11 protein-coding genes and 2 pseudogenes are annotated in these 13758 nt (G+C 32.8%); 2 read left to right on the top strand and 11 right to left on the bottom strand.

Annotation, left to right across the window (positions count from 1 at the left end; all coding sequences use genetic code 11):
- Window positions 1–148: 148 nt before the first annotated feature.
- The 11 genes and pseudogenes from SULYE_RS08800 to SULYE_RS01405 form a co-directional block, all read right to left on the bottom strand.
- A pseudogene (locus tag SULYE_RS08800) lies at window positions 149–306 on the bottom strand (IS110 family transposase); the annotation flags it as partial.
- A gap of 576 nt (window positions 307–882) precedes the next feature.
- Window positions 883–1695, bottom strand: coding sequence for an RluA family pseudouridine synthase (locus SULYE_RS01450; RefSeq protein WP_007545786.1), 813 nt, complete (start codon window positions 1693–1695; stop codon window positions 883–885).
- 15 nt (window positions 1696–1710) lie between these two features.
- Window positions 1711–2493: a glutamate racemase gene (gene murI, locus SULYE_RS01445; protein WP_007545784.1), complete on the bottom strand. Its 783-nt coding sequence runs from the start codon at window positions 2491–2493 to the stop codon at window positions 1711–1713.
- Entirely contained in the window at window positions 2494–2856 is a 363-nt protein-coding gene (rsfS, locus tag SULYE_RS01440; protein ID WP_007545783.1) for a ribosome silencing factor, read from the bottom strand.
- 9 nt (window positions 2857–2865) lie between these two features.
- Complete coding sequence (gene bamD, locus SULYE_RS01435) at window positions 2866–3801, bottom strand: outer membrane protein assembly factor BamD (RefSeq protein WP_007545782.1); 936 nt, start codon at window positions 3799–3801, stop codon at window positions 2866–2868.
- On the bottom strand, window positions 3798–5210 hold the full coding sequence (locus tag SULYE_RS01430) for an Rne/Rng family ribonuclease (protein ID WP_007545781.1): 1413 nt from the start codon (window positions 5208–5210) through the stop codon (window positions 3798–3800). The genes bamD and SULYE_RS01430 overlap by 4 nt, the downstream gene beginning before the upstream one ends.
- A gap of 527 nt (window positions 5211–5737) precedes the next feature.
- A complete protein-coding gene (gene glnA / locus SULYE_RS01425; protein ID WP_007545780.1) occupies window positions 5738–7165 on the bottom strand; it encodes a type I glutamate--ammonia ligase in 1428 nt (475 codons plus the stop codon).
- A 41-nt stretch (window positions 7166–7206) separates the two neighbouring features.
- Window positions 7207–7545: a P-II family nitrogen regulator gene (locus tag SULYE_RS01420; RefSeq protein WP_007545779.1), complete on the bottom strand. Its 339-nt coding sequence runs from the start codon at window positions 7543–7545 to the stop codon at window positions 7207–7209.
- Window positions 7546–7924: 379 nt separating this feature from the next.
- Complete coding sequence (locus SULYE_RS01415; protein ID WP_007545773.1) at window positions 7925–9352, bottom strand: aldehyde dehydrogenase family protein; 1428 nt, start codon at window positions 9350–9352, stop codon at window positions 7925–7927.
- 388 nt (window positions 9353–9740) lie between these two features.
- The gene (gene cydB / locus SULYE_RS01410; protein WP_007545771.1) at window positions 9741–10778 is read right to left on the bottom strand and encodes a cytochrome d ubiquinol oxidase subunit II; all 1038 of its coding nucleotides are present in this window, start codon (window positions 10776–10778) and stop codon (window positions 9741–9743) included.
- 1 nt (window position 10779) lies between these two features.
- Complete coding sequence (locus SULYE_RS01405) at window positions 10780–12315, bottom strand: cytochrome ubiquinol oxidase subunit I (RefSeq protein WP_007545768.1); 1536 nt, start codon at window positions 12313–12315, stop codon at window positions 10780–10782.
- A 207-nt stretch (window positions 12316–12522) separates the two neighbouring features.
- Between SULYE_RS01405 and SULYE_RS01400 the strand changes: the two genes are divergently transcribed.
- Both SULYE_RS01400 and SULYE_RS08720 read left to right on the top strand, forming a co-directional pair.
- The gene (locus SULYE_RS01400) at window positions 12523–12987 is read left to right on the top strand and encodes a NifB/NifX family molybdenum-iron cluster-binding protein (RefSeq protein ID WP_007545765.1); all 465 of its coding nucleotides are present in this window, start codon (window positions 12523–12525) and stop codon (window positions 12985–12987) included.
- 595 nt (window positions 12988–13582) lie between these two features.
- Window positions 13583–13758, top strand: a pseudogene (locus SULYE_RS08720) (IS110 family transposase); the annotation flags it as partial.

Below are 13758 nucleotides of genomic sequence, written 5' to 3'. Positions count from 1 at the left end.
AGAATCTCTTGTTTTTGATGAATTTCTCACCCGACGTATATATCAGATTATATACTAAAAAATACCTTGGGGTAAGTAATTTGTCGTTAAAAAAATTAAAAAAGAAGATTCTTCGGACTTACAGCCTCAGAATGTTCTATGCTAAATGTCAAGTGCAAAAATTTTCATCAAATGGTCTTCTGTTTTTTAATACACCATATGCCTGCCTTAATAACTTAGTGCTACAGCTACTAATGCTAACTTTTTAGCCTTACCTTTACTTACTAATCTTTCGTATAATTCTTTGCAGTATTTGCTAAACCCTATTGTTTAAAATTCTTCTTAGACAATTATTTTATCTCTTTCTCAAGTTCTTTTATACTTTTTTTATTTTTCTAATTAGCTCATCGTAATATTCTAAATTTTCTTTATTTTTTTACTTGACACATAGGCTAACGATTCTTTTTGATTTCGTAGCATTGTAAGCTGTTTTGATTTACAAAGTTCTCTATCGAAAAACATTCTTATATTCTTCATAAAATACTATACATAAGAGAAATTTCCTGATAACTTTTCATCATGTTTAAATACAGGCTTAAAGGTCTTATGGTCTTATGGTCTTACTGCAGGTCAAGGAAAGTAAGAAGGTAATCTAAAACACCCTAAAGCGGTCTTATAAGACCACTGAAGAGCAAGCGATCTGTCCTTCCTTTCTTCTCTCCTGTTCGTTATTAAATATCATAAAATCTTATTCTCTTGGAGTTAAAAAAAATTTTTTAGTATATTTAATACACGGAGCCTTTAAAAGGTTGAATGATATCAAAAATTAGCCTTATTTGTTATTCTGCTGCCGAAGATAAAATCTCATACTTTTTTAAACAACATTCAAAGAAGTATCACTTCTCATATATCATTCAAATAGTTCAAAACATTCTTAAAATCTGATGGAATTGGTGCAGTTATTTCTATTTTTTTATTTAAATAAGGATGAGGTAACACTAATTTATGTGAATGGAGCATTTGTCTTGTTACTCTTTTTACTAAATTATTCTCAAACTTTTTAATACCATAAATTTTATCTCCAACGATAGGATGTCTTATACTTGCAAGATGTTTTCTTATCTGATGTTTTCTTCCAGTTTCTATTCTTACCTGAAAGTATGTAAAGCCATTTCCTTTGCTTAAGACTTTTAAATGAGTAATAGCCTGTTTTCCCTCTATATCATGATTGATCGTAAAGTCTTTAAAGTTTGCTTCGTTATGAGATATAGCTAAGTAAATTTTTAAAACGTTCTTATCTTCCCATATCTCTTTGAACTTTTCAAAGATTTTATAATCTTTTGCAAAAAGTAATACACCGGATGTTTCCTTATCAAGCCTATGAATTGCTTTTATTTTATCGTTTTTTAATTTCTTTCTAAGCAAATCTTCTGCAGATGAACTTTCTTTATCGCTTACGATTGTTGGTGGTTTGTCAATTGCAATGATATAATCATCTTCGTATAGTATTTTTAAATCATTTTTTGGCTCACTTTGAACTATCTCAACTACATCCCCGGGTTTTAGATTATGTGATGCTATCCAAACTCTTTTGTTGTTTACAATAACATTTCTACTGTCAATAATATCTTTTGCTTGATTTTTTGAAATTTTCAAGCTTTCAGCTATAAAATCTTTTAATGTTTTTGGTGAGTTTACTGTGTATCTTTTAAGCATTTTTTCTCCTTAGATTTAAAGAGAGCATAGGTCTGAAAGTTCTATTTTTTCTGTCTTAATATCTCCAACAAGCATATTTTTCAACTTATCAAAAGCATGAGATTCGTCGGTTATAAAAATCTTTCTTTTTCCTGTCTCTTCAATGTTTAGTTTTATGTTTTTTAGGTGTTCCACTATCGCTACAGATGAATCAACTATATTTAAATGCGGATACAAACCTTTTATTGTGTTTTTCAAAAGTGGATAATGGGTACATCCAAGTATAAGTGTATCAATTCCTGTTTTGACAAGGTCGTCAAGATACTCTTTAACTGTTAGTTTTGCTACTTCATTATCTATCCAGCCTTCTTCTACCAATGGAACAAACAACGGGCAAGCTTTTTGATAGACTTCTAAATCTTTGTCTAAGCTTTTTAAAGTCTCAAGGTAAGAATTGCTCTTTATAGTCGCTGATGTGCCTATCACACCAATTTTTTTATTTTTACTTACTTTTACAGCTGATTCTGCTCCCGGCTGAACTACGCCTATTACAGGAATCGGTAATATTTCTCTCAATGTATCAAGTGCATATGAAGAAGCTGTATTACAGGCTATTACTATCGCATCTACATTATAATTATGATATAGATAACTGGCACATTCTACAGAATACCTGATAATTGTCGTTTTTGATTTGTTTCCATATGGAACTCTTGCTGTATCTCCAAGATAGTATAAATCTACCTTTGGAAAGCTTGCAGCTATCTCTTTAAATACGGTAAGTCCACCTATCCCTGAATCAAATACACCAATCGGCATTTATTGTTTTATTCCTTCTGCTGTATATTCTACCCGTGGAGCATCAGACCATAACCACTCAAGCTTATAATAATCTCTAAGCTCAGGTAGAAATATGTTAATCATAATATCTCCGTAATCTACGGCAATCCATCTTCCTTCTGTATATCCTTCCAAATGGTGAGGTATTACTCCGTATTCTTTTAAACCGCCTATAATATTATCTGCAATTGCCCTCGTATGTATCGGTACTGTCCCTGTTATAATAATCATGTAATCTGCAATGATAGGATTGATCTTTCCTATCTCAAGAACTACAATATCCTCACCTTTCTTCTCTTCGGCTTTTTCAATTATTTTTTTTACAATCTCTAATGTTTCCATCTCACCTCTTTAATTAAAGATATCTATTTTTCTTAATAATTTTTGTAAATTGCTACTTTTTTCAAGGTTTTTGACTTCTGCTAAGTACTTAGAATCTGGAAATGCTTTTGGAAAGTTTTCTATAATCTCTTTTGCTCTCTGCTTTGATTCTTCTATTCTTGTTAGATATACGTTTAGCTCTTGCTCAAGAATTGCCTTTCTATTAATAAGTATATTTTTAGATTCTAAATCTTTCTCTTCATTGATTTTTTTATCTAATTCTTTTATTTTTTGTCTTAGCTCGTTTATTTCTCTTACATACTGGTTTTCCGCATTGACTAAATTATATGCAAGTTTGTATGCTACATAGTCTTTTTCTATGTAATCTTTGTAGTTTGTATAAGCTTCCCGATAGTATACAGAAGCTGAGTATGGCTTTCCATACTTTTCATATGTTTCTGCAATATACAAGGTATGTTTGGCTTTTATTTCGTTTACTTTCTTTAAGATCTCTTTTGTTGCTTTAACATATTTACTATTTGGATAGCTTGAAATTATCTCTTCTGCTTTTTCTTGTGCTTTGTTTACGTAGGTCATATCCCTTTTATAGTCTGGGGATACAAAAAGGTAAGACATGGCAAGCTTATATAAAGCTTCCGGCACTTTTGGAGATGTTGGAAATAGTGCTATAAACTCCTCGAATTCTACTATTGCATCTATGTATTCTTCCCTGTTGTAGTAAGAGTCCGCTAATGCAAATCTTGCTTCCATGATTTGGTCAGGTGTTAAACCTTGAGATTTAAAGATTGCATTTTTAAGCTCTTCTCTTGCCTTTTTATACTCGCCTTTTTTATAAAGTTCAAGACCTTTACTTAGTTTTTCCTGCCCTTCATAGAGTTTTTGACCTTTATCTGCACAAGAAGCTATAACGAATCCTGAAATTAAAAATACAACAAATCTTTTCATAATACTTTTTCAACCTCAAATTTATCTAACTGCATTTTATTATTATACTCTATCTCTACAAGCTCCTTTAGTTTTAAATTTTCCAATAAACTATCCACAGCTCTGGAAAGTTTCGGATTTATAATAATTTTCATTTTTGCAAATGGTTTTAGTTTATTAATTGTTTTTTCAAGCTCAAACATTACTACATCTTGAGATTTTATATATCCTCTTCCATAACAATGCTGACAGTAATCTGAAAGCTGTTTTATAAGACTTTCTTCAAGCTTCTTTCTAGAGAGTTCTAAAAGTCCAAGCTGTGTTAATCCTTTAATCTTCACAGGTCTTTTATCTTTTTTAAACTCTTCTTTAAGTCTTTCCACGATTACTTCTTTGTGCTCTTGATTTACCATATCAATAAAATCTATTACAACTATTCCGCTTAAATCTCTAAGTCTTATCTGTCTGACAATTTCAGGAATTGCTTCTAAGTTTATTCTAAATGCCGTTTCTTCTAAATTCTTCTGCTTATGACAGCTTCCGCTGTTTACATCAATAACTACTAACGCTTCTGTTTCTTGAATTACAAGATAGGAACCACTTTTTAGATATGCATAAGGTGACAGGATTTTATTTATCAGCTTGTCTAATTCATATTCATAGAATAACGACTCTTTTCTTTTTCTGTATGGAGTCATTTTTATGTTTGCATTTGGAAAATTTTCTGATACAAACTTTTTAATCATCTTTAAGATAGACACATCGTCTGAGATTATTTCAGAAAATGAGCCTGCATAATCTCTTAAAATTGCAAAAGCTTTAAAAGGTTCTTCATATATTATAGAAGGAGCTTTTTTCTTATTATAATCTTTTTGGATTTGGTTCCATAATTCTATAAGAAATTTAAAATCTTCTAAAATTGCTTCATCCGGTGCATCCTTTGCGGCGGTTCTAATGATTAAACCATAATTTTCTTGATTTATTTTATGCAATAGATTTTTTATTCTTTCTTTAATTTCATTCCTCTCGTCATTATTTTCATATTTTGATGAAATAGAGACTTTGCCTTTACTTTGAGGAAGTAGTACTAAATATTTACCCGGAAGAGAAATTTTACAGGAAAGTTTTGCCCCTTTTGTACTAACCGGAGACCTTTTAACTTGCACTAAAATCGAAGAGCCTTTATCTGTATTCTTACAAACTTCTTCGCAAACATCTTTTTTTGGTAAGAAAGCTTCTTTATCCTCTCCAATATCAACGAAAAAAGCTTCCATTGCATGGCTGTATCTTAAAACCTTGCCTTTATATATACTTCCAGTTTGCTTAGATATCTCGATATCTTCTATCTTAAATTCAACGGGTATATTGTTTTCTAAAATAAGATAAAATGTATTTTTAATGCCTTTAGTGATGATTAACTTTCTGTCCAAAAAATACCTCATATATACTTATTTTGAAATATAATTATAACACTTTAAGATTTTATCAAGATATACATCAGGTGAAAAAATAGGGGTTTTTGTAAAATTTAAAAATGAGATTTTCGGCTTACGGCCTTAGGATGACAGAAAAAGGTTGACTGATAAACATTAGAAAAAGGAAAACCTTGCTTGTCATTATGAGCGAGCGAAGAATCTCATGTTTTGTTGAATTTCCCACCCGACGTATATAATCATAACACTTTAGGTTTTATTAAAACATTTAAACGTGAAACGTAGGCTACGAGATGTTATAGATCTATGTATTTAAAAGATGGGAAATAAACTCTGTTCATATATATAAGTCAAAAGGTGCTTAAAAACTAAAAATTTATTGACTAAATTTATTTAATATAGGAGCTCCTTTGGTTTAATGGCCTTCAGGATGTTTAAGAGATTTTAAAATGTCCTTTACATTTTGACATTTTTACATTTTTTAAAATCAAAACCCCTCCCATTTGGGAGGGCATTATAGTAAATTAAACGTCAAAGTAGAGTTCAAATTCTTTTGGATGTGGAACTAATCTGATTGCATCCTGCTCTGCTTGTTTTGTTTCAATCCACATATTGATAAAGTCCATGTCCATTACGCCACCTTTGAGTAAAAACTCGTTGTCTTCTTTTAATGCATCGATAGCTTCTTGGAGAGATCCTGGAGTTTGTGGAACGTTTGCAAGCTCTTCAGGTGGTAATGAGTAGATATCTTTATCAAGAGGCTCGCCTGGATGGATTTTATTTTCAATGCCATCAATAGCAGCCATCAATAGAGCTGTAAATGTTAAGTATGGGTTAGAAGATGCATCGGGGAATCTTACTTCAATTCTTTTGGCCTTTGGAGACGCCTCACCAACAGGAATTCTGATAGCAGCAGACCTGTTTCTTGCAGAGTATGCAAGTCTTACAGGAGCTTCAAATCCAGGCACCAATCTGTGGTAAGAGTTTGTAGTTGGGTTAGAGAATGCACAGATAGCTCTTGCATGTTTAATGATTCCGCCAATAGCATATAGAGCTATTTCTGATAATCCACCGTATCCATTACCAGCAAAAAGGTTTTGTCCGTCCTTCCAGATTGATAAGTGACAGTGCATTCCACTACCATTGTCACCTGCTAATGGTTTTGGCATAAATGTTACGAACTTTCCATATCTGTATCCAACGTTTCTAAGTACATATTTGTATTTTAAGATGTTATCGCCTGAGCCAATTATGTCTGAAAATCTGAAGTTGATTTCTCCTTGTCCTGCTGTAGCTACTTCATGGTGTTCTCTTTCTACTGTAATACCTACTTCTTCAAGTGTTTTAACCATTTCCATTCTTATATGATGAGTTTTGTCTAATGGAGAAACCGGAAAGTATCCCCTTTTGTAAGGTATTTTGTATCCAAGATTTGGGTTTTCTTCTCTTGCAGTATTCCACCATCCTTCTTCAGAATCTACTTGGTAGTAAGCGTGGTTGGGTCCTGAGCTGAATCTAACATCATCAAAAATAAAGAATTCTGCCTCAGGACCAAAGTAAGCTATATCACCAATACCGGTAGACCTTAAAAATTCAAGAGCTTTTTTAGCGATTTGTCTTGTATCTCTTGAGTATGGCTCTTTAGTTATTGGGTCGACTGCATCACAGATTAAAGATAAAGTTGGTTCTTCGATGAATGGGTCGATGAATGACGTTTTAGGGTCTGGAATTAATAACATGTCTGATTCTTGGATACCTTTCCAACCTCTTATTGATGAACCGTCAAACGGAATTCCATTTTCAAATGAATGGAGACTAAATTCGTGAGTAGGGATTGTTAAATGTTGCCATTGACCAAATGGGTCTGAAAACTTAAAATCAATAAAAGCAATACCTTTTTCTGAAATTACACGCATTACGTCATCAGGTGTCTGACACTGAATCATTGCCATTTTAAAAAAACCTCCTTTAAAAAAAATAACTTTTTTATAGATTAAACAGCTTCCGGACCTCTTTCTCCCGTTCTTATTCTTATTACATCTTCTATTGGAATGATAAAGATTTTTCCATCTCCAATTCTTCCGGTTCTTGCGGCTTGCATTATAGCTTCTACTACTTTTTCAACTTGTGCATCATCAACAACGACTTCTATTTTTAACTTAGGAAGAAAATCTATTACATACTCTGCTCCTCTGTATAACTCAGTATGACCTTTTTGTCTTCCAAATCCCTTTGCTTCTGTAACAGTCATACCGTAGATTCCGATGTTTGTCAGTGCATCTTTAACTTCATCAAGCTTGAAAGGTTTAATGATTGCTTCAATTTTTTTCATAACATACCTCCATTTTTATTATAAGAAAATTTCATGCCAAATTTTAATTTCTTGATTTTACTTATACTTAAATATTTTAACATTTTTAAAATCCATGAATATTGCATATTTTCAGTGCAATTTATTATGTATTAATAAAAAGGGCGTTCCAAAAATCTACACTGTTATTCTGCAGCCGGCAAAGAATCTCATGTTTTTCTTTTCAAGTCAAAAAATCAAAAATGAGATCCTTCGGTCTTACGACCTCAGGATGGCGGAGAAGGTTTTAAATTTTATATTCTCTGAAATAACTCCATATTTTCAAATCTCTAAATATATTGCATATTTTAAGTGCAACTCATATTTTATTTTGCATATTTATTGTGCAATAAATAAACAGTTAACCCAAATCAAAAGCTACAACCTTTATTTCCGTGTAGTCTTCTATTGCAAACTTTGGACCTTCCCTGCCTATACCGCTTCCTTTAACTCCACCATATGGCATATTATCAGCTCTAAACGTTGGAATATCGTTTATAATCACTCCACCAACATCTGCATTTTCTATCACTTTCCAAGCATTTTTTAGGTCGTTTGTAAACACTCCAACTTGTAAGCCATAATTTGTTTTATTGACAAGCTTTATAGCTTCATCTATATCTTTAAACCTTCTTACTGCAACAACAGGAGCAAAGGCTTCTTCATAGAAAAGTTTAGACTCTTCCGGCACTTCTGATACTATTGTTGGTGGAATTATTGGTCTATCTTTTGATTGTATTCCTCCAAGTGCTAATTTACCGCCTTTCATAACTGCTTCATTAATCCAAGTTTCAATTCTATCAACTTCACTTATAGAGATTACAGGACCTACGTCTGTATCTTCTTCTAAAGGATTTCCATATTTTAACTTTGAAGCTTCTACTTTTAAAAGATGTTCAAATACATCAGCTACACTTTCATGAACAAATATCCTTTGAACTGATATACAAACCTGACCTGCTAACGCAAACCCTCCAAGAACTGATTTTTTAGCTGCGATTTCTAAATTTGCTGTTTTATCAACAATTACAGCTGAGTTTGACCCAAGCTCCATTACTATTTTTTTCAACCCTGCTTGTTTTGCTATTATTTCTCCAACTTTTAAGCTTCCTGTAAAAGAGACGACTCTAACATCTGGATGTGTAGTCATTGCTTGACCTACATCTGCAAATCCCGGTATAACAGAAACAGCCTCTTCCGGAACACCTGCTTCAAGGAAAAGCTGACAAAGCATTATTGGAGATAGTGGAGTTCTTTCACTTGGTTTTAATATAAGCGGACAACCTGCTGCAATAGATGGTGCTATTTTATGTGCAGTAAGATTTACAGGAAAGTTAAAAGGAGTGATTGCAGAAACTATTCCAGCTGGGACACGGTAACAAAACCCTTTCTTTCCTCTTCCGTTTGGAGATGCATCAAAATGCACATACTCGCCGTGAATTCTTTTTGCTTCTTCTGCCGAGAAAGTGATTGTATTTATAGCTCTATCTACTTCTATTCTTGCTTCTCGGATAGTTTTTCCTGTTTCTAAGGTTATAGTTCTTGCAAACTCCTCTTTTCTACTTTCTAAAAGATTGGCTACTTTTAACAAAATTTTATATTTTTCGTAAGCTGTAAGTTTTTTCAATTTTTCAAGACCTATTTTAGCTTTTTCTATAGCCTGATAAACATCTTCAGGAGAACCCTTTACAGCCTCACCTATTTTTTCTTGGCTGTAAGGAAAAATTACATCGATAATCTCATCCTTCCAAACTTCCTTGCCGCCAATTATCATCGGTAGCTTAATCATAGCTATACCTCCAATATATAATTTAAAAAGAATTTTAACATAATAGTAAGATTTGAGAGAATGAGTAGATAAGTTATTTTATTTTCGGAAATATGTAATAGCTGAAAATAATACGCAGGTGAAAAATTAGAGATTTTTAAAGAATTGAAAAGTGAGATTCTTTGGACTTACGTCCTTAGGTTAGTAAAGAAATTAAAGCAATTTATGAATTGCCCTTACAAAAGAGAGTGAGAATTTGGAAGTAAATTACTGTTATTATAAAGTTGCACGAAAGAATCTTCTGCTTTTATTGAATTTTTTATTCGAAGTATGCATGCAATATTATTTAGAAATGAGTTGTATTTCAAGAGAAAGCCCAGCCGGTTTTAATCCGGCAGGGATTTAGATATTAATGATAGTAGCCCGTGTCTCCTTTTACTTTTCCGGCAAAAACTTTATATGCATATCTTGTGTAGTAAATAACCAATGGCATAAAGATAATTGTGACGATTAACATAACTTTTAACGTTAATTCTGAAGATGCAGAATTAAACACAGTTAAGCTATATTCAGGATTGATTGTTGACCTTATGAACACCGGGAATGATGCAAGGGCAACGTTTAAAACTGTAGCTCCACTTAACACGCTTGATACGTAAACCATCTTTTCATAATTGCCGGATTTTAAAAATTGTAAGTACACAATCCATGAAATCAACATTACAGCAGGAACTATAAAGAAGATTGGATATTTTAAATAGTTTTCATACAGATATGGAGCTTGGATTAAAGCCAAAACGTTTGTTAAGATAACTGCGGCCAAGTATCCAAAGGCACTTATAACAGCATATTTTTTAGCCATTTCAAAAACTGAGCCTTCTGTTTTTCTAAGCAGATACGCAGCTCCATGCATTGCAAACATAAATAAGCTGACAAGTCCCATTGCAAGCGGTACAGGTCTTAAAAGTGTGAAGAAATCTCCTAAATATGCACCATCTTTATCAATTGGAACGCCTACAACTGCATTACCTACCGCAACACCAAAAAGAATGGCCGGTAGAACATTGCCAATCCAGTAGATAAAATCAAAAGTCCTTCTCCAAGTTAAAGATTCGGATTTGTTTCTGTATTCAAATGCAATAGCTCTTCCAATTAAAGCCCAAAGAACCAATAAAATTGCAACATAAAATCCAGAAAAAGAAGCAGCATAAACAGCCGGAAATGCTGCAAAAAGCATACCTCCGCCGGCTATAAGCCATACTTCATTACCATCCCAAACAGGTGCAATTACGTTGTATAAAACGTTTCTATCTTCTTCATTTTTCATAAAAATCATAGGAAAGCCTGTCCCAAGGTCAAATCCATCGGTAACTGCATACCCTATCAAAAATATACCAACTAAAACAAACCATAAGCCTTGAAGTGTAAAAAGCTCCATTGGTAGCATATTAAACACCCCCTTTTGTATCTTTTGAATACATTCCTACTTGAACAGTGTTTGGTACAGTTTCATAATCAACTACAACGTCTTTTTCAGCATACTCTTGAACTTTCTTTTTCATTGTTTTTACATATATAACAAAAATACCTGTGTAAATTAAAATGAACGTTATTACCGAGAACAACACATTAGCAGAAGTATTAAAGTAAGTTACACCATCAGCTGTTTTTAACATTCCTTGGACTAACCATGGCTGACGACCGACCTCAGCTGTAAACCAACCAAGCTCTGATGCTATAAATGGAAGTTGTATTGAGTAAAGAACAGTTTTTAAGAATGCTGTATTTTGATAAATGGTTCCTTTTTTGAGCAAGTATAGACCCCATAGAGAGATAAACACAAACAAGAAGCCTAAACCAACCATAAAGTGGAAAGATTGGAACACTATGTTAACACTTGGTAAATCTGAATGGGAAATATTATAAGCCTTTGCATATGCTTTGTATTCTGCTATCTGTTGTTTTAACTCTGGAGTTGGATTTACAGCGTATTGTTTTTCTAACTCTGCTACTTTTGATTCATAATCTTTTGCTTTTTGCTGATATTCCTTGATAAGGTCGTTAATTCCTTTTACTTCTGCGTTGAAATCATGGTATGATAAAAACGAAGCCATACCTGGAATAGCTATAGGTGCATAAGTTTTTTGTTCTTTTTGATCCACCCAACCTATAGGTATAACAGGAGCTCCTTTTTCAGTATTCCAAATACCCTCTGCCATAGCAAGTTTTAAAGGTTGATATTTCGCTACATAATAACCATGAATATCACCAAATATGATGGCCAACACTGATACTATAGAAGTATAGATTATAGCTACTTTCAAACCTAATTTTGCCATCTCAACATGTTTTCTTTTGAGTAAGAAATATGCCATTACACCTAAAACAAAAAATCCTGCTGTAATTTGACCGGCATCAACTGTGTGAAGAAATCTTATTATTGTTGTATGATTTAAAACTGCAGCCCAGAAATCTGTAAGCTCTGCTCTAATTCCTTGTTGAGTTTCAACGATTTTATAACCAGTAGGTGTTTGCATCCAAGAGTTAGCAATTAAGATCCATAATCCAGAAAGATTGCTACCAAGAGCTACCATCCATGCTGAAAATGTGTGCATAGCTTCCGATATCCTTCCTCTACCATATAGGAAAATACCCATAAATGTAGATTCTAAGAAGAATGCCATTAAACCTTCAATAGCTAATGGTGAACCAAAGATATCACCAACAAATTTTGAATACTGGAACCAATTAGTACCAAACTGAAATTCCATTGTTAAACCGGTTGCTACACCCGCGGCAAAGTTGATAGCAAAAAGCTTCATCAAGAACATAGAGAGCTCATCGTATAATGGATTTTTGGTTTTTAGATAAAGAGTTTTGGTGATGGCGATAAACACAGACAAACCGAGCGTTAATGGAACGAAGATAAAGTGCACGAAGGCTGTGAACGCAAACTGAAACCTGGACAAAGCTAACAAGTCCATAGCTAAAACCTCCTGTTAATAAATGAGTTAGTTAATATTTATTAACTTCTATCAATAAAAAACTATGATAAAGATCATTGAAACTAAAAGGTTGCCCAGTGAGTTGGCATTTACTAACTTTGAAATGTAATATGATTCAAATCATTTTAAAAAAGAGATAGATGTAATAAAGTTAGTATTCATTAACCTATTTTGAAGGAGACAATAATGATAGTATTAGACTTAAACCAAAGCAAGAAAAACCAAGGAAAATACAATGGTTATGCAGCAATTCCTATAAAAGCTCCAAGAGAAAACCAACCAATCAAGATCTCTCCAGCATTTGGAAAAGTTAAATTTTTTGCATTATACGACAAAAACTTAAAGAAAATTGAAATTGTAGAAAATCCAGCAAACAATGGCAGTGGAGTAGTTAGATTTCTAAACAGCCTTGGCATAAAAGAATTAATTACCCTTCACATGGGAAAAGGTGCATACAATATAGCTTTGGCTTGTGGGATGAAAATCTATTTTGCTAAAGATGATAAACAAACTTTAGATGAAGTGATAGCTAAATTTGAGTCAAATCAACTTCCAATAATAACAGAAGAGAATTTTGAGCTTTTATCACAATTTGGCTGTGGCAGTCATGAACATCACCACCATGAACATCACGACCATCATTATAATTGATTTTTTTTGACATTTAAGCGTACCAAATAAGAAGTTCAGAATAAGGGAATTCGCTGCCATCTATAAATAACAAACAGAGTTTGATTATCAGGCATTAGATGAGGGATAATCTACTTGGCTATCCTGACGAATTGAGAATTTCATACTTTTTTGAAATTCTTCTTGACATGCAAAGTATATATAATTTAAGTATTAATAAATAATTCTCTATGCCTTAGGTGAGAAATTGGTAGTTTTTATAAAATTGAAAAATGTGATCCTTCGGACTTACGTCCCCAGGAGGATAGTTTAAGGTTGAATGATAAGCTTAGAGAAAGGGCAGCCTTAAATGTCATCGTATATTAAATATACTAAAAATTTTAATCTATAAGAGAATAAGTTTTATAATAATTATAGACATGGGAGAAAAAAGGAAGGACAGATCAAGTTATTGTCATTGGTCTTTTAAGACCGCTCAGAATGTTTGTAGACTGTCCTTCCTCTACTTCCTAAAACCTGAATCAGAACATTAGGCTTTTAAGCCTGTATTGATTACGATGATAGGTTATCAGGAAGTTTCTCTCATGTCAAGTATTTTATGAAAGGAGGTAATCTTATGAACAACTACAAAATCGTCGTTGGAGTTGATGTATCTAAAAACTCATTCACTGCTACAGTTTTGTATGATAACAAGAAAGAAACCTTTGAAGTTAAATCAGACCCAGTTGAGTTTGAAATGAAAATAAAGCTTTACCTTAAGAAGTTTAAAAAGTCAGATATGCTTATCATAAT

It is taken from the genome of Sulfurihydrogenibium yellowstonense SS-5, from assembly GCF_000173615.1.
GTDB lineage: Bacteria > Aquificota > Aquificia > Aquificales > Hydrogenothermaceae > Sulfurihydrogenibium > Sulfurihydrogenibium yellowstonense.
The sequence above is the reverse complement of the archived record's forward strand: the minus strand, read 5'-3'. Positions and strand labels throughout refer to the sequence as shown.

Bases quoted from the DNA above. Each gene is read 5' to 3' on its own strand.
- SULYE_RS01415 (WP_007545773.1), bottom strand. From the start codon at position 9,352: ATGATTAAGCTACCGATGATAATTGGCGGCAAGGAAGTTTGGAAGGAT.
- SULYE_RS01400 (WP_007545765.1), top strand. From the start codon at position 12,523: ATGATAGTATTAGACTTAAACCAAAGCAAGAAAAACCAAGGAAAATAC.
- SULYE_RS01405 (WP_007545768.1), bottom strand. From the start codon at position 12,315: ATGGACTTGTTAGCTTTGTCCAGGTTTCAGTTTGCGTTCACAGCCTTC.
- rsfS (WP_007545783.1), bottom strand. From the start codon at position 2,856: ATGGAAACATTAGAGATTGTAAAAAAAATAATTGAAAAAGCCGAAGAG.
- SULYE_RS01420 (WP_007545779.1), bottom strand. From the start codon at position 7,545: ATGAAAAAAATTGAAGCAATCATTAAACCTTTCAAGCTTGATGAAGTT.
- murI (WP_007545784.1), bottom strand. From the start codon at position 2,493: ATGCCGATTGGTGTATTTGATTCAGGGATAGGTGGACTTACCGTATTT.
- SULYE_RS01450 (WP_007545786.1), bottom strand. From the start codon at position 1,695: ATGCTTAAAAGATACACAGTAAACTCACCAAAAACATTAAAAGATTTT.
- bamD (WP_007545782.1), bottom strand. From the start codon at position 3,801: ATGAAAAGATTTGTTGTATTTTTAATTTCAGGATTCGTTATAGCTTCT.
- glnA (WP_007545780.1), bottom strand. From the start codon at position 7,165: ATGGCAATGATTCAGTGTCAGACACCTGATGACGTAATGCGTGTAATT.
- cydB (WP_007545771.1), bottom strand. From the start codon at position 10,778: ATGCTACCAATGGAGCTTTTTACACTTCAAGGCTTATGGTTTGTTTTA.